We start from the raw sequence: 19,871 nt of genomic DNA, 5'->3' as shown, positions 1-19,871 counted from the left end.
TCCTTATTGTCAGGTGCCCTGATTGCCGATATAACAGACGCGGTGTCATCAAGACCAACAACAAGCGGCATTGCTACATGAGTCCCCGCGTCTCGCTCGCATGAACCAGCCCCTACAGAGCGGTGGCGCCTCGCATACCCTGAACCGGGTGACCAATGTGGTCATCGCCCTGGTCCTGCTGCTGTTTGCCTTCTACGCCATCGATTCCTGGCGGAAGGTCAAGGCCAGGGAAGACCAGCACATGGAGTCCATCCTGGTGCTCATGGCACGGACGCTGGACACCTATTTCCTCTCCAAGCAGGCTGGCATGCTGACTCTGGCTGAGGGCATCGACAAGCTGCCCGGCGGTCCTGGCAACCGCGCCGGCATGCAGCACCTGCTGGAGGATTACAAGAAGCACCGGCAGGACATCAGCCTGGCTTTCGTCACGGACATGCGTGGCCAGTTTCTGGCCTCGTCCCATACACGGGAGCTGGGCCAGCTCCCGAGCATCGGCGAGCAGCCCTCCTTCCAGGTCTTCCTGTCGGAGTACGACAACTCACGCGGCGTCTACCTGGGGCGGCCGCAGCTGGGGATGCTGACGGGACAATGGGCTTTCTCGCTGCGTTATGTGCTGCGTGACCGCACGGGCAAGGGTGTCGCCGTGCTGACGGATGTTTTCCCCACGGACTTCCTGGTCTCGGTGTGGAAAGAGGTGCCCATGGTCGAGCGGCTCATGGTGGGCGTCATGCGGGACGACGGCTACCTGCTGTCGCGCTACCCGCTGCCCACGACGATCCGAAAGGAAGACGTGTTCGGCAAACCGCGAACGGGGGCGCTCTACAACTACCTGAAACAGCATGACTTCCCCTGGTACGGGCGGGTGACGGGGCCCACCGCGCTCTCCGGCGGGGACGACTTCGTGAACGTCTTTTACCGGCTGGAAAGCTTCCCGGTGACGGCCTTCATTGCCCAGCCTGAGCACCAGATCGTCTACCAGTGGTTCGCGGGTATCGGGACTCCGCTGGTCATGCTGATCCTGCTGCTGGTGTCGATCAAGCTGGTCTCCTGGAAACTGGTCGAGCAGGCGCGCAGCAGCGAAGCCGAAAGAATGGCCGCCGATGCGGCCCTGCGCGCGAGCGAGGCCGAGCAGCGGTTCCTGATCGACAACCTGATGACGGGCGTCGTCGTCCATGACGCCGCAGGCGCTGTCCTGCGTTGCAACAACGAGGCCAGCAAACTCCTGGGCCTGACGTTCGAGCAGATGACGGGCAAGCATCTGATCGATCCGGCCTGGCGTTTCCTGAACGAGGACGGCAGCACCATGCCGGTGACCGACTACCCCGCTTCGCGGGTGCTGACGACCGGGCAACCCGTCAAGGACCTGGTGGCCGGCATCGTGAAAGCGGAGGGCGCCGACATCGGCTGGGTGCTGTGCCGTGCCGACCCCTGGATGGGCGCCGCCGGTCAGCTGGACCAGATCGTCGTGACCTTTGTCGACATCACCATGCGGCGCAAGCTGACGTCGGAACTGGAGGACCGCGAGCTGAAGTTCAAGGCCCTGTTCGAGAACAGCATGGACGCCGTGCTGCTGACCGTGCCCGATGGCCGGGTGCTGGCTGCCAACCGGGCGGCGTGCCAGCTCTTCGGGCTGAGCGAGGCACAGATCATCGCCAAGGGGCGGGCCGGCCTGACGGACGCCGCCGATCCCCGGCTCCATGAACTGCTGGTGAAGCGGGCGGAGGCGGGCCGGGCGGGCGGCCTGTTGACGATGATCCGCGGCGATGGGAGCCGGTTCACGGTTGAAATCAGTTCCAGCCTCTACGAGGACAGCCAGGGCGGCCGCTACAGCAGCATGATCCTGCGCGACATGAGCGAGCGGCTGCGCAGCCAGGCCGAGCTGGAGGCCGCCAACACCGAAATGCGCCGGATCAACGAGCAGCTGGCCGAGGTGGCCCACTTCGACATGCTGACCCACCTGCCCAACCGGGTGCTGCTGTCGGACCGCCTGCAGCAGGCCATGGCGCAATCCGCGCGGCGGGACAAGTCCGTGGGCATTGCCTTCCTGGACCTGGACGGTTTCAAGGACATCAACGACCGGTACGGGCATGCGACCGGAGACGAATTCCTGGTGGTCATCTCCAAGCGGCTCAAGTCCGTGCTGCGCGACGGCGATACGCTCGCGCGCATCGGGGGCGACGAGTTCGTCGCCGTCATGACGGACCTGGCGAACCAGCAAGACTGCGAGCCCCTGTTGCGCCGGTTGTTGCAGGTGGCGGCCGAGCCGGTGCAGATCGACGGTCACCCGCTCCAGGTGTCGGCCAGCATCGGCGTCACCGTCTACCCGACGGATAGCTCGAGCTCCGAGCAGCTGGTGCGGCATGCCGACCAGGCCATGTACCTGGCCAAGCAGGCTGGCAAGAACCGCTACCACCTCTTCGACGTGGTGAACGATGCCGCCATCCGGACCAAACGCGAGAGCCTGGAGCAGATCAAGGCCGCCTACCGGCGGCGGGAGTTCGTGCTGTTCTACCAGCCGCAGGTCAATATGGATTCCGGCGAGGTCGTCGGCGTGGAGGCGCTGATACGCTGGTTGCATCCGCAGCGCGGCCTGCTGGGCCCGGGTATTTTCCTGCCGGTGATCGAGGACCAGGAGCTGGCGATCGCCATCGGCGAGATGGTGATGGAGATGGCCCTGGTGCAGATGGAACAGTGGCAGGGCATGGGCCTGCCGCTGCCCGTGAGCGTGAACGTGTTTTCCCGGCAGTTGCAGCAGGAGGATTTCGTGCAGAAGCTGCGGGCGCTGCTGGCGGCGCACCCGTCCGTCCCGCCCGGGCGGCTGGAACTGGAGATCGTCGAGACCAGCGCGCTGCAAGACATCCCACAGGTCTCCAGCCTCATGCATGCCTGCGCCGAGTTGGGCGTGCGCTTTGCGCTGGACGACTTCGGCACCGGCTACTCGTCCCTGACCTACCTGAAGAAGCTGCCCGCCCAATTGCTCAAGATCGACCAGAGCTTTGTGCGCGACATGCTGGAAGACCGTGACGACCTGGCCATCGTCGAGGGCGTGATCGGCCTGTCCAGGGCCTTCAACCGCAAGGTGATCGCCGAGGGCGTGGAAACCGTGGCGCACGGCCGCATGCTGCTCTCACTGGGGTGCACGCTGGGCCAGGGTTATGGCATCGCGCGCCCCATGCCGGCGACGGACCTGCCGCGCTGGCTCAGCCAGTGGCAGGCGCAGCAGCCCTGGGCCCGGCGGCAGGGCTGACGGCCGCGGCGCGGCCCGGCGTTTCTTGATCCTCATCAAGCCAGGCCCGGCCCGGCGGCGCACAATAGCCGCCATGCCGACCACCCAAGTTCCGCCCGCCGAGTTGCGCCTGGCCGTCGACGCCAAGGCGCTGGGTTTTGCCGATACCTCCGAGTTGCTGGGGCAGCCGCTGCCCTGGATCGGCCAGGAGCGGGCCGAACAGGCGGCGCGTTTCGGCCTGCAGATGGACGCGCCTGACTACAACCTCTTCGTGCTCGGGGAGGTGGGCAGCGGGCGCACCACGCTGCTGGCGCAGATGATGCACGAGCTGGCGGCTGGCCGGCCGGTGCCGCCCGACCTGTGTTACCTGCACAACTTCGACGCGCCCGAGCGCCCACGCGCCTTGCGCATGCCGCCTGGCCAGGGCCGCCAGCTGCGCAGCCTGATGCAGCAGCTGGTCAAGACGCTGCAGGCGGAGATACCCAAGCAGCTGGGCGGCGGAGACTTCCGCGCCGAGAGCGAGCGCCTGCACAAGACCTACAAGGCCGAGGACGTGCGTGCCTTTGCCGAACTCGACGCCTACGCCGAGGCGCGCAGCTTCGCCATCATCCGCGACGAGGGGCACCTGGTGCTGACGCTGCGCGACGAGAAGGGTGAGCCCATGACCGAAGGCAAGCTGCTGGCCCTGCCCAAGGAAAAGCGCGCCGAGACGGACCGTCTCGAAGAAGAATTGCGCGGCGAGATCACCCGCTACCTGGAGAAGACGCGCGCGCTGGAGCGCGTGCTCAACGAGGGCCTGGCCGCGCTGCGCCGCCAGGTGATCAAGCCGCTGCTGGAGCACGAGTTGCAGGAGATCCGAAACGAGCTGCGCAAGCAGATCAAGGACACGGTCAAGCTGGGCAGCTATCTGGACCAGGTGGCGCACGACGTGCTGGAAAACCTGGAGCTGTTCCAGCCGGGCGACAACGACGAGGACGGCGTGCGCGTCGAGGCGCTGGCCAGCGCGCTGGTGCGCTACAGCGTGAACCTGGTGGTGGACAACCATGGTCGCGAGGGCGCGCCGGTGATCGTGGAAGACAACCCGCTGTTTCGAACCCTGTTCGGCAGTATCGAGTACCAGAACGAAAACGATGTGCTGGTCACGGACTATTCGCGCATCCGCGCGGGCAGCCTGCTGCGCGCGCACGGAGGCTTCATCATGCTGCACCTGCGCGACCTGCTGGCCGACGAGCCGGTGTGGGAGAAGTTGCGCCGTTTCCTGCGCAGCGGGCGCCTGCAGATCGAGGAGCCCGGCATGCTCTACGCGCCCATCGCGGCGGTGTCGCTGCAGCCCGAGCCGGTGGACGTTGACGTCAAGATCATCCTGGTTGCGTCGGTAGAGGAGTACTACGCCGTGCAGGAGGGCGATCCGGAGTTCGCGCGGCGTTTCCGCTGCAAGGTGGACTTTGCCGAAAGCTTCACGGCCAATGCCCAGACGCGCCGCGCCACCGCCATCTTCGTGGCCCATACCTGCCACAAGCTGGGCCTGCCGCACTTCAGCGCGCCGGCCGTGGCCGCGTTGCTGGAGGAGGCCCACCGCGAGGCCGAGGACCAGACACGCCAGAGCGCCATCTTCGCGCACAGCGAGGCCCTGGTGATGGAGGCCGCCGCCATGGCGCGCGCGCGCGGTGCGACTCTGGTGGAGGCCGTCGACGTGCTGGCCGCACGGCGCTCGCGCATCCACCGCCACGACTACCCCGAGCAGCGCCTGCAGGAGACCATCACCGATGGCGAGCGCCTGCTGGACGTGGACGGCGAAAAGGTGGCGCAGGTCAACGGCCTGACCGTGGTGGACCTGGGCGATTACCGCTTCGGTTTTCCCGTGCGCGTGACGGCGCGCACCCACGCGGGCGACGAAGGCCTGCTCAACATCGAGCGTGAGGTGGAGCTCTCGGGCCCCATCCACGACAAGGGCGTGCTCATCCTCAACAGCTACCTGGCCGCGCTGTTCGCCCACATCGCACCGCTGGCGCTCAACGCCGCGGTGGTGTTCGAGCAGGAGTACAGCGGGGTGGAGGGTGACTCGGCCTCCTGCGCCGAGTTCTATGCCCTGCTGTCCTCACTGTCGGGCCTGCCGCTGCGCCAGGGCATTGCCGTGACGGGGGCGGTGAACCAGCACGGCGAGATGCTGCCGGTGGGCGGCATCAACGAGAAGATCGAAGGGTATTTCCGCAGCTGCGAGCTCATTGGCCTCACGGGCCGCCAGGGCGTGCTGATCCCGCGCCGCAACCGCCGTCACCTCATGCTGGAGCGCCGCGTGGTGGAGGCCGTGGAGCAGGGGCGTTTCCAGATCTGGACGGCCGACAATGCCGGCGAGGGCATGGAGCTGCTTTGCGGTCAGCGCTTTGGTGAGTTCGGTGCCGGCGGCTACCCGGCCGATACGGTGCTGGGCCGTGCGCAGAAGACGCTGCAGGACTACCGCAAGGCCTGCCAGGCCTCGGGAGCCAGACCCGAACGCCGGCCGCGCACGCTCAAGTAGCGGCTACCTGCGCCCGCCGGCCAGCGCCGCCTCGTAGGCCTTCTTCAGGTCGGTGTATTCCTCGCAGGGCAGAAAGCACAGCTTGTCCAGCGCGTCCAGATGCACCTTGGCCCTGTCGAGCTGGCCGAGCTGGAGATAGGCCTCGCCGATGTATTCGTGCGCACCGCGATGCCTGGGGTCCAGCGCCAGCGCCTTGTTGTAGGCGGCCAGCGATTCGTCGTAACGCCCGAGGTGGCGGTAGCTGTAACCCAGCAGGTTGAAGCCGTCAGCGCTGGCCGGGTTGGCGCGGGTGTAGTTGGCCAGCACTTCGGCAGCGCCGGCCCAGTCCTTTTTCGCGATCAGGGCACGGGCCGGTTTCAGTTCGGCGGCGGCGGGTGTGACCGTCGGGATGTCGGCCGCCCAGGTCAGCTGGCTGCACAGCAGCAGCGTGACGAGCAAAAAGTGGTGTTTCATGACAGGCTCCTCCTGCACGACGGCGGCGGCGTCGCCGCGGCTTTTGCGTCGGCCCGCACAGCATAACGAGGCGCAGGCTTGGTGCCGCGCCGCCGGTCGGACGGCCCCATCCGCGGCCGGGCCTACTTCTTGTCTCTGGGCATGCGGCCCAGCAGATAGAACTCGGGGTTGGGCTGCATGTTGCTGAACGAGGCCATGCGGTTGGACAGGCCGAAGAAGGCCGTGATGGCGGCGATGTCCCAGGCGTCCTCATCGTTGAAGCCGTGGGCGTGCAGGGCGGCGAAGTCGGCCTCATCGATCTCGTGCGAGCGCTGGCAGACCTTCATGGCGAAGTCCAGCATGGCGCGCTGGCGCGGCGTGATGTCGGCCTTGCGGTGGTTCACGGCCACCTGGTCGGCCACCAGGGGCTTTTTCTCGTAGATGCGCAGGATGGCACCGTGCGCCACCACGCAGTACAGGCAGTGGTTGGCCGCGCTGGTGGTGGTGACGATCATCTCCCGGTCGCCCTTGCTCAGGCCCGAGTCTTCCTTGAGCATGAGCGCATCGTGGTAGGCGAAGAAGGCGCGCCATTCGGCCGGGCGGCGCGCCAGCGCCAGGAAAACGTTGGGGATGAAACCCGATTTCTCCTGCACCTCCAGGATCCGCGCGCGGATGTCCTCGGGCAGGTCCTTGAGTTCGGGATGGGGGTAGCGGTTCATGCGATCTCCGGCGGTTGGAGCGCGCATTATCCGATGCGCCCTCAGGCTTCCAGGTCGGTGAAGGCGCTGTTGCGGCCTGATGCCTTGGCGCGGTAGAGGGCCCGGTCGGCCCGGCGCAATAGCGACTCGGCGCTCTCGCCCTCGCGCCATTGGGCCAGGCCAGCGCTGATGGTGATGTGACCGGGCAGTCCCGGGGGATGCAGGGCGGCCACCGCCGAGCGCATGCGCTCCACCAGGGTCACGGCAGGGCTGATGCCGGTTTCGGTCAGCAGCACCACGAATTCCTCGCCACCCAGGCGCGCGACGTGGTCGCTCTGGCGCACATTGGCCACCAGGCTGTCGGCCACCAGGCGCAGCACCGCATCACCGACATCGTGTCCGTGCCTGTCGTTGACCTGCTTGAAGTGGTCCAGGTCGAAGTAGACGGCGGTGAGGGCGCGGCGGTAGCGCTGGGCGCGCAGGATCTCGTCGTCCAGCCGCAGTTCCAGCATGCGGCGATTGCCGACCCCGGTCAGCGGGTCGGTCAGCATCAGATGTTCGAGTTCGTGCCGTGCCAGCGCCTCCTTTTTCAGGGTGCGCAGCAGGGTGGAGCCCAGCAGCATGGAGAAGACAGAGATCAGCAGGGCCACCAGCACCAGCAGCCCGGTGTGCAGGTGCCAGTCTGCGAGCAGGTCTTCGATCGAGGCGGTGACGGCCACCACCAGTGGGTAGTCCTGCACCCGGGTGTAGGCCACGGCGCGCGAGCGGCCGTCAACCGGGCTGATTTCGGAATGGTAGAACCCGCCGGGGGAGGTGCCCATGTGCTGCTTCCACATCGGACTCTGCGCGACGGAAGTGCCGACGATCTTGTCGTCCATGGGGCTGCGGAACATGAAGAGTCCGTCGTCCCGCAGGATGGCAATGGTGCCCAGGGGCTGGATGCGCTCGGCCTCGAAGGTACCGGCCATGCGGTCGAGCTCGATGGCGGCGAAGAGGACGGCGATGTCGCCGCCGGCCCGGGTCACCGGGATGGAGATGGGGATGCCCAGTTTGCCGGTGACCCGGCTGATGACCGGCTTGGCCACGTAAAGTCCACGGGTCTTCTCGTTGAACTGGGCCTGGAAGTAATCGCGGTCGGCGACATTGGTCCGGTTCGTCTGGCCCCGGTCAGGGATGTACCGCAGCGTGCCGTCACGCGTCACCATGCGGATGTCGATCCGCTTGTCGGAGGCCAGGCGCAGGTTCTCCACCAGCCGGATGAAGCCGGGCGCCTTGCCAGGGTCCTGGTCGGGATGCTCGGCCATCCAGAGGTTGGCCACGGTGAGGGAAGTTTCCGCCTGCTTGAAGAGGTTGCGGGTCTGCTCGTGGACGGCGGTGGTAAGCTGCTCCAGCACCTGCGCATTCGCCGCCAGGGTGCTGCTGCGTTCCCACCAGGACCAGAAGCCGACGAAGCCCCAGAGGCAGAGCAGCAAGCCACCCACCAGCCCGTAGACAAGGCGGTGGTTGACCCCGCTCGATTGAGCGATCAGCCAATCTCTCAGACGCCGCAAACCGGAACTCCTAACGACTTGCTCTTGTGCTTCCGGGCGCCTTTGGCGCTCTGCAGAATGTCCCTGAAGCTGTATACACTTTAATGCATATCACCGGTCGCGTCGAGCTGGCCCGGCCGCGCCAGGGGCCAAAGTGATGAAGAAGTCACACCCGTTTCGGGCCGCGTGTCAGGTTTGCAGCCGTTCCGATTCGACGATGTCTTCCCCCGGCTGCCCGCGCAGCACACCGGCAAGCAGGGCCTGGGCGATGCGTGCCGCCGGCACGGCCCTGTAACGGCGCGGGATCAGCGGGCGTAGCGCACGCGCGATGGCCAGGCCGATGCGCTCGCCCGGGCGCGACTCCTCGCGCTCGGCGTCGATCAGCGAAGGGCGCACCACGGTGTAGACCGGGTAGCCCAGGGCACGGATGCCGTCTTCTACCTGCGCCTTGGTGCGCAGGTAGAAGTTGCCGCCAGCGCTGGCGCCCAGCGAGGAGTTGAGCGCGTAGCGGCTGGCGCCGGCGGCGCGGGCCAGCCGGCCCACCTCGATGGGCAGGTCGCGGTCCACCGCGGCAAAGGCGGCCTGCGAGCCGGCGGTCCTGATCGTGGTGCCCAGGGTGCAGATGACGGCGTCCACCTGCCACCACGGCGTATCGGCGGGCAGGGCGGCAAAGTCCGGCACCGGGTTGAGCAGCTTGGGGTGGGCGGGCAGGGGGCGGCGCGTGGGGGCGACGACCTGAAGGATGCGCGGATCGGCCAGGGCGGCCGTCAGCACCTCGTGGCCGACGGCGCCGGTGGCGCCGACCAGCAGCAGGCGCAGCGGTGGGGTTAGGGTGGTCATGGCGGGATCAGCCGGCGGTGAGCTTGTGCACCAGGTCAGCCGTGGTGCTGGCCTTGTACTTGCGCATCAAGCGGGCGCGGTAGATCTCCACCGTGCGGTAGCTGATGGCCAGGGCCTTGCCGATCTCCTTGGAGGTCAGGCCCTCCAGCAGGTGGGCGGCCACCTCGCGTTCGCGTGCCGTCAGTTCCGCCTTGACCGGACGGCGCGAACTGAGGTCTTCGAAAGTCCAGATGCCGGCGCCGTGCGGCTCGGCCGGGTCGAGCGCGCGGCCGGTCACGTGGCACCAGAACACCTCCCCCTTGAAACGGCCGTCGACCCGCTTCATGATGCGGTCATCGGCATAACTGCCCTGGCGGTTCATGATGGGGGTGATGCGCGCGCCGGTGCGTTCGAACTCGTCGGCGCTGGGATAGAGCACGAGGAAGGACTGGCCGACCAGCTCTTCGCGGCTGCTGCCGAACATCTCGCAGACATGCCGGTTGCAGTCCATGATGATGCGGTTGCGCGAAAGCACCATGCCGATGGGGGCGTATTCGAAAGCGAGTCGGTAGTCGATGTCCATAGGGTGCGGATTTTAGGCATAACTACGTATTTGGATAGGTAGTATCGTTGCGGATTTGCTGATTCAAACATTTTTAAAAGGAGAACAGCGTGAACAAGGTGTACCCGAGTGCGGCCAAGGCCATCGAAGGCGTGATCCGCGACGGCCAGCTGCTGGCCGTGGGCGGCTTCGGCCTGTGCGGCATCCCCGAGGCCCTGATCGACGCCGTGCGCGACAGCGGCGCCAAGAACCTCACCGCCATTTCCAACAACGCCGGCGTGGACGACTTCGGCCTGGGCAAGCTGCTGCAGACCCGCCAGGTCAAGAAGATGATTTCCAGCTACGTGGGCGAGAACAAGGAGTTCGAGCGCCAGTACCTGGCCGGCGAGCTGGAGCTGGAGTTCACGCCCCAGGGCACGCTGGCCGAGAAGCTGCGCGCCGGCGGCGCGGGCATCCCGGCCTTTTTCACCAGGACCGGCGTGGGCACCATCGTGGCCGAGGGCAAGGAGCTGCGCGAGTTCGACGGCGAGACCTATGTGATGGAGCGGGCACTGCTGCCCGACGTGGCGCTGATCAAGGCCGACATCGCCGACCGCTCGGGCAACCTGCGCTTCAACCTGACGGCGCGCAACTTCAACCCGGCCGCCGCCATGGCCGGCAAGATCTGCATCGTGGAGGTGGAACGCATCGTCGCCACCGGTGAGCTGGCGCCCGACGACATCCACCTGCCGGGCATCTACGTGCACCGCATCGTGCACAACCCCACGCCCGAGAAGCGCATCGAGAAGCGCACCACCCGCGACCGTAAAGTTTGAGGAGAAGAACATGCCCTGGACCCAAGACCAAATGGCCGCGCGCGCGGCGCAGGAGCTGCAGGACGGCTTCTATGTGAATCTCGGCATCGGCATCCCGACGCTGGTGGCCAATTTCGTGCCCGACCACATCGAGGTGTGGCTGCAGAGCGAGAACGGCATGCTGGGCATCGGCCCTTTCCCTTACGAGGATGAGGTGGACGCCGACCTCATCAACGCCGGCAAGCAGACCGTCACCACCATCAAGGGCTCGGCCATCTTCGGCAGCCACGAGAGCTTCGCCATGATCCGTGGCGGCAAGATCAACCTGTCCATCCTGGGCGCCATGCAGGTCAGCGGCAAGGGTGACCTGGCCAACTGGATGATCCCCGGCAAGATGGTCAAGGGCATGGGCGGCGCCATGGACCTGGTGGCCGGCGTGCCGCGCTGCATCGTGCTGATGGAGCACGTGGCCAGGAAGAAGGACGGCACGGAAGACTTCAAGATCCTGCCCGAATGCACGCTGCCGCTGACCGGCAAGGCCGTGATCGACCGCATCATCACCGACCTCGGCGTGATGGACATCACGCCGCAAGGCCTCAAGCTGGTGGAGCTGGCCCCGGGCGTGACACGCGAGTTCATCCAGTCGAAGACGGGTGTGCCGCTGGTCTGAGCGGCGACGGCTTCAGGAAAAGGCCCTGTCGGGGCCTTTTTTCATGGGTGTGTTCCGAGACGCGGAATTGGCCCCTGAGCGGATCGTTCCTGCTCCCATTGCCGGCCCCGGGAGCCGCCATCATGAAGGTCGATCGCGAAGGCCGTCCGGATGCGAACCCCATGCGCTTGAAAAACAGTTTCTGGGCCCTGCCGGGCCAGCCACAGACCGAAGCCCCCGAGGCGGTGGTGGAGCCCGTGCGCGAGGCCATGTTGTGCGCGCTGCTGGAACACCTCGGCCCGGACGGGCAGGCGTTCAGGCAGCAGGTGCACTTTGCGCTGATCTCGAAAGCCTGTGGTACCTGCGGCCGGAAATGATGAACGCCATGGCGGCGCGGTGCGGGGAAGCGATAGCCCGCGCTTGCGTGACCAGAGGCTGCCCCTGCTCTTCAAGGACCATCACCCGGGGCCGCCTCGTCGCGTCCCGGCGCGCCTCAGGCGCGCGGGGGTCTGCGCTGCGGCGCAGCCTCCCAGGCCTGCTCGTCCTCGGCGAGGTTCTCGATCATCTTCAGCAGGACCCGACGCGTCGTGAGCAACTCCTCCGGTGTGAGGTTCCTGGTGCTGATGCTGTTGGTGTCCTCGGCGAGCGGCACCAGTTTCTTGCGCAGGGCCCGGCCCTGCGCGCTCAGGTAGATGTACACATTCTTCCGGTTGGTCGGCAACTGCTTGCGCAGGATGTAACCCTGCGCTTCCATGGCCTTCATGGCCGCAAACGTGGTGGGCTCCATCACGCCGGCGCGTTCGCTCAGTTCCCTCTGGGTCAGGCCATCCTTTTCCCAGAGGATGCGCAGGAAGGCCCAGTGGCCGAAGGGTACGGCGTGCGCGGCCAGGCGCACCTGCAGGGACTTGCGGAAGGCGCGTTCCGTGTCGCGGATCAGGTGCGCCAGGCGGTCGTTGGGGACTGCTTCGCGCCAGCGCCGCAGGATATCCCGGGTGTCATGGCTCATGGTGCGGGTGGCGGGCACAGGTTTGACGGGGCGGAGGGCATGGCCTATTATCTTAGTTCCCTAAGTAAAAATCGGCAACTGGCCATCGGCCCCCGCCGGAGCAAACAGGAGACTAGCCATGAGTACACGTCGTTCCATGCTGTGGGGGTGTGCACTGACTGCGGCAGCCATGCTGGCCTTGCCGGGGCTCGCCCAGGCGCAGGCCTCGTATCCGAACAGATCCATCCGGCTGGTCGTGCCCAACCCGGCGGGGGGCTTGCCCGACACGGTGGCCCGCCTGTTCGCGCAGCGCCTGGGCGAGCGCCTGGGGCAGCCCGTGGTGGTGGACAACAAGCCTGGTGCGAATGGCGTGGTCGCCGCTCAGACCCTGGCGACGGCGCCCGCCGACGGCTACACCTACCTGGTGACGGATGGTTCCATGTTCTCCATCAACCCGGCCCTCTACAAGAACCTGAACTACGACTACCAGCGCGATTTCATGGCCGTGTCATTGGCGGCCCGCGCGCCCCTCTACCTGGCGGTGCATCCCAAGGTGGGGGTCGGCAACTTGTCCGAGTTGATCGCGCTGGCCAAGGCCAGACCCGGTGTCCTGACCTACGGTTCCTCGGGCGTGGGCAGCACCCATCATCTGACCATGGAAGCCATGAAGAGCGCGCTGGGCATCGATCTGCGGCATATCCCTTACAAGGGCAGCAGCCAGTCGGTGCCGGCGCTGATCGGGGGGCAGGTGGACCTGGCCTTCTCGGCCCTGCCTTCGCTGGCCGGCTTCGTCAAGAACGGCCAGGTCAGGCTGCTGGGCAACAACGCGGCGCAGCGTTCCAGCCAGGAGCCGGGTGTGCCGGCGATCGCGGAGACGATCCCGGGTTTTGATTTCGCACCCACCATAGGCGTCTTTGCCGCCCGGGGCACGCCGGCCAGCGTGATCGAGCGCTTCAGCGCGGAGATGGCCGCTGTGGCCCGCCAACCCGAACTGGTCCAGAGCCTGAACAGCGCGGGCATCGTTGCCGTCGGCGCCGGCCCGGCGGAGTTCGACCAGGCCATCCAGGGCGAGATTGCGCGTCTGGCCCAGGCCATCAGCGCCGCCGGTCTCAAGAGCGAATGACACCGACCCATGTCCAGACTCAAACTCACCTTCGCCTGCTGGAACTACGACCGCACCCGCGCCCTGATGGATGGCAGCATCCAGCCCGACGGCATCGACCTGAACTACCTCAACCTGCCGGTGGAGGAGACCTTCTTCCGCATGCTGCGGCACCAGGAGTTCGAGATGGCAGAGATGTCGCTCTCGTCCTACACGGTGTCGATGTTTCGTGAGCCGCGGCCATTTGTCGCGATCCCGATTTTCCCGTCGCGTTTCTTCCGGCATTCATGCATCTATGTGAACGCGGATTCCGGCATCCGTGAAGCGAAGGACCTGATCGGCAAGCGCGTCGGCAACCCCGAGTACCAGATGACGGCGCCCGTGTGGATACGCGGCATCCTGTCCGATCATTACGGCGTGCCGGTGGACAGCGTCACCTACTACACAGGCGGCGAGGAGGAGCCCGGTCGTTCCGAGAAAATCAGGCTCGATCTGCCGCCCAACATCAAGGTCAGGCCCATCGGCCCGCAGCAGACGCTCTCGAAAATGCTGCTCGACGGCGAGATCGATGCGCTCTACACGGCGCGCATGCCATCGAGTTTTCTGCAGGGCGGGGGCAAGGTCAGACGCCTGTTCGAAGACTACGAGCCGGTGGAGCGCAACTACTTCAGGGAAACCGGCATATTCCCGATCATGCACACCGTGGCCCTGCGCCGTGATGTCTACGAGGCCCATCCCTGGATCGCCCAATCCATGATGAAGGCGCTGGCGGCGTCCCAGCAGCGCAGCTACGAAGACCTCTACGAGACGGCGGCCCTCAAGACCATGCTGCCCTGGCTGACGGCCCACGTCGAGCAGGCCAGGCGCGAGATGGGGAATGACTTCTGGCCCTATGGCTACGAGAGGAACGAGGCCACCTTGCGCACTTTCCTGCGCTATTCCTTTGAGCAGGGCCTGTCCAGGCGTCTGCTGGAGCCCAGGGAGCTTTTTGCGCCGCAGACGCTGGAGTCGTTCAGGATCTGAAGTATCCGGGCCAGCGCAGGGCGCCCTGTCTGCGTGGCGGCCAGGCGCCGCGGCAGGCCAGCTATGATCGGCCGGAACATCTGCTTGCCCGACCGAAGTGCCCGCCGCCGCTTTCCCACCGACGCTTGCCCTGCATGGCCGACCGGATGCCCTGCGGCGAGGTTATCTCCTTGTCTTTTTTGTCCTCCTGATCCTGGGCGGCGCCTGGACGGCTGTGCTGATCGACCTGCGGTTCAAGCGCGAGGAGACGCTGAAAGCCGAGATGCGGCAGAACGCCAACCTGGCACAAGCGCTGCAGGAGCAGACACTGCGGGTTCTGGCCACCACCGATCAGGCCATGCTGCGCATGCGCGACAGGGTCCTGGCCGGCAGCTTCAGGGACGAGGACTATGCGCGCATCGCCAACGAGACCGGGCTGGTGCCCGACATCCTGACCCAGCTGTCCTATGTCGGCGCTGACGCACGTTTCGTCGGGAGCAACCTGGACCCGACCGGGCAGAAGACCGGTCATGTGGACCTGTCCGAGCGCGAGCACATCAGGGTGCATCTGCGGCCCGAACTGGAGCGCGACGCGTCCGGGCAGACCACGCCCGACGGGCTGTTCATCGGCAAGCCGGTGCTCGGCAAAGTCTCGGGCAAATGGACCATCCAGCTCACGCGCAAGATCGCAGGCCCCGACGGCACGTTGCGGGGCGTGATCGTGGCCTCGCTCAACCCGGGCTATTTCGAGGAGGTCTACGGCAAGGTGCAACTGGGCGCGCTCGGTGTCGTGACACTGGTGGGGGATGACCTGGTCGTGCGGGCTCGTGTCATCGACAGTGTTTCCAAGGGCATGGGGACGGTGTTGCAGGCGACCGGTTTCTGGGCGCAGCATCCCCGGCCCGATGCAGGGGCCGAAGTCCGGCCCAGCGGCATCGACGGGGCCGAACGCATCCTGGCGCATCAGCGCGTGGGCCAGTATCCCCTGCTGATCCTGGTCGGCACCACGACCGACGTGGCCCTGGAGACCTGGCGTGCCACACGCTTCCTCACCTTGCTGCTGACCGCCTTGTTCAGCGTGGCGGTGTTCGGTGGCGCGGTGCTGCTGCTGGGCAGCCTGCGCTGGCTGGAGGCCAAGAACCGCGCCCTCGAACTCAGCGAGGCCCAGGCCCAGTCGGCCAACCAGGCCAAGACGGAATTCCTGGCGGCCATTTCGCATGAACTGCGCACGCCACTGACCAGCATCCGGGGCTTTTCCGAACTCATGGAGCAGCGCCTGGAAGACCCTCGTTATCGTGAGCAGGCGGGCCTGATCCGCAAGGCGGCCGAGCACCTTAATGCCCTGCTCACCGAGATCCTGGACCTGAGCAAGGTGGAGGCGGGGGCCATGACCCTGCAACCGGAGCCCCAGGCGCTGGCCGAGCTGCTGCAGTCCACCGTGTATTTCTTCGCCGTGAGCGCCGCAGCCAAGGGCTTGAGGCTGGAGCTCAAGATTGCCCCCGGTGCGCCGGCTGTCCTGGTCTGCGACGGCCTGCGCCTCAAGCAGATCCTCAACAACCTTCTGTCCAACGCGATGAAGTTCACGCCGGCCGGTGCGGTCACGCTCGAGCTGGACGCCACGCCCGAGACCGTCCGTGTGCACGTGGTCGACACCGGGCCGGGAATTGCGCCGGAGATGCAGGAACTGATTTTCGAGCGCTTTCGCCAGGGCAACAGCCGCGTGAGTTACGAGCACGGCGGCACGGGGCTGGGCCTGGCGCTTTCGCGGGCCCTGGCCCTGCTCATGGGCGGCACCCTGACGGTCGAGTCGCAGCCGGGTCAGGGCGCCCGCTTCACTCTGAGCCTTCCTCGGGGCGCAGCCCGCTGAAGAGCGGGCAGGCTCGGACCGATACGCGGGTCAGGGACGTTCGGCCGCGCAGAACAATTGCGACGCCGTCGACGGGTTGTGGATGCCTGAGCGAACGGTTGCTGTGGCTCAGCCGATCCAGCGCACGCCGCCCTGCACGATCTCGTCGAAGAAGCCGCGCAGCGACGACGGGCTCATGCTGTAGGGGTCGAACTCGGATTTGCGCGAATACTTCAGGAAGATCTGGCGGTTCTCGGCCAGCGAGGAGATCAGGCCCATGTTCCAGTTGCTGAAGCGGCGCGAGGCGATCTCGCCGAAGTCCAGGATGGACGGTTCGGTATGACGGTTGTCCTTGAGGATGCGCAGATAGACCTGGTTGACCACGTCACGGTCGCCTTCGAGCTGCTGCAGGAAGAGGCCGTTGGCCAGGCACAGCGCGCCGGTGACGCCGACGGCCGAGTTGTTGCGCTGCGAGGTCTGCCAGATGTCTTTCACGTCGGCCGGGCCGAGGGCGCGGGAAGAGTGGCTGGCGTAGGTCAGCTGGATCAGCATGGGGTCATCTCCTGTGGGGCCTGATTATCTGGTAGGGGAATAGCCCTTCCAGATGCTATGTTACATGTGGCCAAGCTGACCCCGGCTGCCGCCAGCCATGCCCGATGGGCGGGCCCCATGCTAGCAACCCCCGGGCGGGGCCTGGCCGGCTTGCCGTATGTCCCAGCCGATGCGCGAAAACTCCTGCTGGAGCTGGACGCGCACCTCCGGAGATAATTTTTCCAGCGCAGGGCTCTGCCGCAGTTCATCGATGCACAGGCGCTGGCTCCTTCTGGCAAAGAGGATGCTGTTGCTTTTCTCCTTGGACGGAACCTCCAGCAGGTTGCCGTCGAAGGCCAGCCGCAGACGCCCCGTGTACACGCCGTGATCGGGGTGGTCGTGGTGCAGGTTGACGACCAGGACACCGCCGGGGCAAAGCGCCCGGAAACAGTCGTCATAGAAGCGCTGAGAGCACAGGCTGGCCGGCTGTCCCCGACCATCGAATCCGTCCACCAGCAACACGTCGTAGTGGCCGGTGCTCTCTTCGGCCAGGGTGCGGATAAAGTCGGCCCCGTCGGCGCAGATGATCCGGATGCGCTCGTCGTCGGGCACCTGGAACTCGTGGCGCAGTGCGATGACCTGGGAGTTGATCTCGATCGCCGTGAGTTGCGCCTGGGGCAGATGCCGGTGGCAGAACTTGAGCAGCGAGCCGCCGCCCAGTCCAATCATGGCGATGCTGGCCGGCTGGCTGTCCAGCAGCAGGAAGCCCATCATGGTGCGGGTGTAGTCCACCTCCAGCTGCGTGGGGTGCTCGCTGCACATGCGGCTTTGCAGCTGGTCAAGGGTGAAGTACAGGGACTTGTGGCCGTCCGCTGTAAAAACAAACGGCGCATCGAACGCGGGTTCGGATGCGCCGGAAGGGGTGCTGGACATGGAAGCTGGCTGGAGCGGGTGATGGGAATCGAACCCACGTTATTTGCTTGGGAAGCAAGAGTCCTACCATTGAACGACACCCGCAATAGTGCGTGATTCTAGCGCGACGCCGGCAGAGGCAGTTCGCCGCTGGTTTCGAAGCGATGGCTGTGAAAGAGCGGGCCCGAGAGTTTGCCGCGCAGCTGGTAGCGCATGGTGGGGCTGCGCTCGCCGCTGGCCAACGCAAGGGCCTGGCGCACGACGGCCATGGCGTTGATCGTCACCGGCACGCTGAGCATCGCCTCGCTGAAGCGGGGCACGCTGCCGCGGGCGTCGATCACGCCGTCGGCGTATTTCCGATCGTCCACATTGATTTCGACATAGGCGCCGTCGTACTCGAGCGGGGTGTCGCTGGGGTTGACGATGTGCAGCTTGACCAGCAGGCGGAACTCCGGCCCCAGGGTCGGCAGGGGCTCGATGCCCACCACGTCGATCTTGGGCGCGCTGTCCGGCGCCACCGTGGCGCAGGCGGCCAGCAGCAGGGGCAGGGCGACCAGCGCCAGACGGCGACGGGTCCGCACCAGGGCGACTGCCATGGCGGTGGTCATTTGAGGATGTCGCCCAGGCAGAGGTACTTCAGCTCCACGTAGTCGTCCATGCCGTGGTGCGAGCCCTCGCGGCCCAGGCCGGACTGCTTGACGCCGCCGAAGGGCACGTGCTCGGTGGCCAGCACGCCGACGTTGATGCCCACCATGCCGTACTCCAGCGCCTCGCTCACGCGGAAGATGCGGCCCACGTCACGGGTGTAGAAATAGGTGGCCAGGCCGAAGATGGTGTTGTTGGCGGCGTCCACCACCTCCTGCTCGGTCTTGAAGCGGAACACCGGCGCGAAGGGGCCGAAGGTCTCCTCGGTGGCGCACAGCATGCTGGCGTTGGCCTCCGAGATCACGGTCGGCTCGAAGAACTGGCCCTGTAGTTTCTTGCCGCCGGTCACCACCTTGCCGCCCTTGGCCACGGCATCGGCCACGTGGCGCTGCACCTTCTCGACGGCCGCGTCCTCGATCAGCGGGCCTTGCGACACGCCGTCCTCGAAGCCGTTGCCGACCTTGACGGCCTTGACCTTGGCAGCGAACTTCTGCACGAACTGGTCGTACACGCCGTCCTGCACGTAGATGCGGTTGGCGCAGACGCAGGTCTGGCCGGCGTTGCGGTATTTGCTGGCCATGGCACCTTCCACGGCCGAGTCGATGTCGGCATCGTCAAAGACGATGAAGGGCGCATTGCCACCGAGTTCCAGCGAGAGTTTCTTGACCGTGGGCGCGCTCTGCGCCATCAGGATGCGGCCCACTTCGGTGGAACCGGTGAAGCTGATGTGGCGCACCACCTCGCTGGCGCAGAAGACCTTGCCCACGGCAATCGAGTTGTCGCCGTCGGCGGTGATCATGTTGAGCACGCCGGCCGGGATGCCGGCGCGGATGGCCAGCTCGGCGGCGGCCAGCGCCGTCAGCGGCGTCAGCTCGGCCGGCTTGATGATGACGGGGCAACCCGCGGCAAGCGCCGGCGCCACCTTGCGCGTGATCATGGCCAGCGGGAAGTTCCAGGGCGTGATGGCCGCGCAGACACCGATGGGCTGTTTGATGACCATCAGGCGGCGGTTGTTGTCGAAGGGCGGCAAGGTCTCGCCGTTGACGCGCTTGGCCTCCTCGGCGAACCACTCGACGAAGCTGGCGCCGTAGGCCACCTCGCCCTTGGCTTCGGGGAAAGGCTTGCCCTGTTCGGCGGTCATGATGCGCCCCAGGTCTTCCTGGTTGGCCATCAGCAGGTCGAACCACTTGCGCAGGATGATGCTGCGCTGCTTGCCGGTCAGGGCGCGCCAGGCCGGCCAGGCCGCGTTGGCCGCCTTGATGGCCTGCTCGGCATCGGCCGGGCCCAGGTTGGCCACGTCGGCCAGCTTCTGGCCGTTGGACGGGTCCAGCACGTCGAAACGCTTGGCTGCGGCACCTTGGACCCACTGGCCGTTGATCAGCGCGTCGGTCTTGAGCAAGCTGGGGTCCTTGAGCAGGGCCAGGGGAGAGGTCTTCATGTCCATGGTGGGTCTCTTCGGTGGTTGTGTGAGGGGCGTGGCGGATGATTTTGCCAGTGAGTGGGCCGTGGGGGCTTCACAGGGGCGACAGGGGAAGCGCCAACGCCTCAAACTTATAATCGATAGTTCAAGTAAATCAAGCAGTTACGTGCGTGCCGCGATCCCCCGGGGAGCAAGCGCACG

18 protein-coding genes and 1 tRNA gene are annotated in these 19,871 nt (G+C 66.3%); 8 read left to right on the top strand and 11 right to left on the bottom strand.

Annotated elements, in window-relative coordinates; translation table 11 throughout:
• Window positions 1-100 precede the first annotated feature (100 nt).
• Window positions 101-3,247 (top strand): EAL domain-containing protein, encoded by a 3,147-nt coding sequence (locus AC1RRP_RS04700; RefSeq protein WP_493033743.1) that lies wholly within the window; start codon window positions 101-103, stop codon window positions 3,245-3,247.
• A gap of 73 nt (window positions 3,248-3,320) precedes the next feature.
• A complete protein-coding gene (locus AC1RRP_RS04695) occupies window positions 3,321-5,744 on the top strand; it encodes a Lon protease family protein (RefSeq protein WP_493033741.1) in 2,424 nt (807 codons plus the stop codon).
• Between the two features lie 3 nt (window positions 5,745-5,747).
• On the opposite strand, the gene AC1RRP_RS04690 is transcribed toward AC1RRP_RS04695, so the two are convergent.
• From AC1RRP_RS04690 to AC1RRP_RS04670, 5 genes are all read right to left on the bottom strand, one after another.
• Complete coding sequence (locus tag AC1RRP_RS04690; RefSeq protein ID WP_493033739.1) at window positions 5,748-6,197, bottom strand: tetratricopeptide repeat protein; 450 nt, start codon at window positions 6,195-6,197, stop codon at window positions 5,748-5,750.
• 122 nt (window positions 6,198-6,319) lie between these two features.
• The gene (locus AC1RRP_RS04685) at window positions 6,320-6,895 is read right to left on the bottom strand and encodes a peroxidase-related enzyme (RefSeq protein WP_493033737.1); all 576 of its coding nucleotides are present in this window, start codon (window positions 6,893-6,895) and stop codon (window positions 6,320-6,322) included.
• A gap of 41 nt (window positions 6,896-6,936) precedes the next feature.
• Complete coding sequence (locus AC1RRP_RS04680) at window positions 6,937-8,346, bottom strand: diguanylate cyclase (protein WP_493033735.1); 1,410 nt, start codon at window positions 8,344-8,346, stop codon at window positions 6,937-6,939.
• Window positions 8,347-8,592: 246 nt separating this feature from the next.
• Window positions 8,593-9,243, bottom strand: a complete 651-nt coding sequence (locus AC1RRP_RS04675; protein WP_493033733.1) for a Rossmann-fold NAD(P)-binding domain-containing protein — start codon at window positions 9,241-9,243, stop codon at window positions 8,593-8,595.
• Between the two features lie 7 nt (window positions 9,244-9,250).
• Window positions 9,251-9,805, bottom strand: coding sequence for a helix-turn-helix transcriptional regulator (locus AC1RRP_RS04670; protein WP_493033731.1), 555 nt, complete (start codon window positions 9,803-9,805; stop codon window positions 9,251-9,253).
• 89 nt (window positions 9,806-9,894) lie between these two features.
• Between AC1RRP_RS04670 and AC1RRP_RS04665 the strand changes: the two genes are divergently transcribed.
• The 3 genes from AC1RRP_RS04665 to AC1RRP_RS04655 all read left to right on the top strand — a co-directional run bounded on the left by AC1RRP_RS04665 (window position 9,895) and on the right by AC1RRP_RS04655 (window position 11,604).
• Complete coding sequence (locus tag AC1RRP_RS04665; RefSeq protein WP_493033729.1) at window positions 9,895-10,599, top strand: CoA transferase subunit A; 705 nt, start codon at window positions 9,895-9,897, stop codon at window positions 10,597-10,599.
• 10 nt (window positions 10,600-10,609) lie between these two features.
• Window positions 10,610-11,248, top strand: a complete 639-nt coding sequence (locus AC1RRP_RS04660; RefSeq protein ID WP_493033727.1) for a 3-oxoacid CoA-transferase subunit B — start codon at window positions 10,610-10,612, stop codon at window positions 11,246-11,248.
• A gap of 122 nt (window positions 11,249-11,370) precedes the next feature.
• Window positions 11,371-11,604, top strand: a complete 234-nt coding sequence (locus tag AC1RRP_RS04655; protein ID WP_493033725.1) for a hypothetical protein — start codon at window positions 11,371-11,373, stop codon at window positions 11,602-11,604.
• 116 nt (window positions 11,605-11,720) lie between these two features.
• Here the strand turns inward: AC1RRP_RS04655 and AC1RRP_RS04650 are convergent, their stop codons facing one another.
• Window positions 11,721-12,233: a MarR family winged helix-turn-helix transcriptional regulator gene (locus AC1RRP_RS04650; protein WP_493033723.1), complete on the bottom strand. Its 513-nt coding sequence runs from the start codon at window positions 12,231-12,233 to the stop codon at window positions 11,721-11,723.
• Between the two features lie 118 nt (window positions 12,234-12,351).
• Between AC1RRP_RS04650 and AC1RRP_RS04645 the strand changes: the two genes are divergently transcribed.
• The 3 genes from AC1RRP_RS04645 (at window position 12,352) to AC1RRP_RS04635 (ending at window position 16,183) form a co-directional block, all read left to right on the top strand.
• The gene (locus AC1RRP_RS04645; protein ID WP_493033721.1) at window positions 12,352-13,335 is read left to right on the top strand and encodes a Bug family tripartite tricarboxylate transporter substrate binding protein; all 984 of its coding nucleotides are present in this window, start codon (window positions 12,352-12,354) and stop codon (window positions 13,333-13,335) included.
• 9 nt (window positions 13,336-13,344) lie between these two features.
• Complete coding sequence (locus tag AC1RRP_RS04640; RefSeq protein ID WP_493033719.1) at window positions 13,345-14,337, top strand: substrate-binding domain-containing protein; 993 nt, start codon at window positions 13,345-13,347, stop codon at window positions 14,335-14,337.
• 214 nt (window positions 14,338-14,551) lie between these two features.
• Complete coding sequence (locus AC1RRP_RS04635) at window positions 14,552-16,183, top strand: sensor histidine kinase (protein WP_493033717.1); 1,632 nt, start codon at window positions 14,552-14,554, stop codon at window positions 16,181-16,183.
• 108 nt (window positions 16,184-16,291) lie between these two features.
• On the opposite strand, the gene AC1RRP_RS04630 is transcribed toward AC1RRP_RS04635, so the two are convergent.
• The 5 genes from AC1RRP_RS04630 to AC1RRP_RS04610 all read right to left on the bottom strand — a co-directional run bounded on the left by AC1RRP_RS04630 (window position 16,292) and on the right by AC1RRP_RS04610 (window position 19,694).
• Window positions 16,292-16,714 (bottom strand): BLUF domain-containing protein, encoded by a 423-nt coding sequence (locus tag AC1RRP_RS04630; protein WP_493033715.1) that lies wholly within the window; start codon window positions 16,712-16,714, stop codon window positions 16,292-16,294.
• A gap of 120 nt (window positions 16,715-16,834) precedes the next feature.
• Window positions 16,835-17,626 carry a spermine/spermidine synthase domain-containing protein gene (locus AC1RRP_RS04625; protein ID WP_493033713.1) on the bottom strand — a complete coding sequence of 264 codons (792 nt, stop codon included), beginning with the start codon at window positions 17,624-17,626 and terminating at the stop codon, window positions 16,835-16,837.
• A 10-nt stretch (window positions 17,627-17,636) separates the two neighbouring features.
• A tRNA-Gly gene (locus AC1RRP_RS04620) sits at window positions 17,637-17,710 on the bottom strand.
• A 14-nt stretch (window positions 17,711-17,724) separates the two neighbouring features.
• Window positions 17,725-18,201, bottom strand: a complete 477-nt coding sequence (locus tag AC1RRP_RS04615; protein WP_493033711.1) for an LEA/WHy family protein — start codon at window positions 18,199-18,201, stop codon at window positions 17,725-17,727.
• 8 nt (window positions 18,202-18,209) lie between these two features.
• Window positions 18,210-19,694, bottom strand: coding sequence for an NAD-dependent succinate-semialdehyde dehydrogenase (locus AC1RRP_RS04610; RefSeq protein WP_493033709.1), 1,485 nt, complete (start codon window positions 19,692-19,694; stop codon window positions 18,210-18,212).
• Window positions 19,695-19,871: the final 177 nt, after the last annotated feature.

This window comes from Hylemonella sp. GW821-FHT12C09 (assembly GCF_058807395.1).
This window is presented reverse-complemented; position numbering and strand designations above follow the sequence as displayed.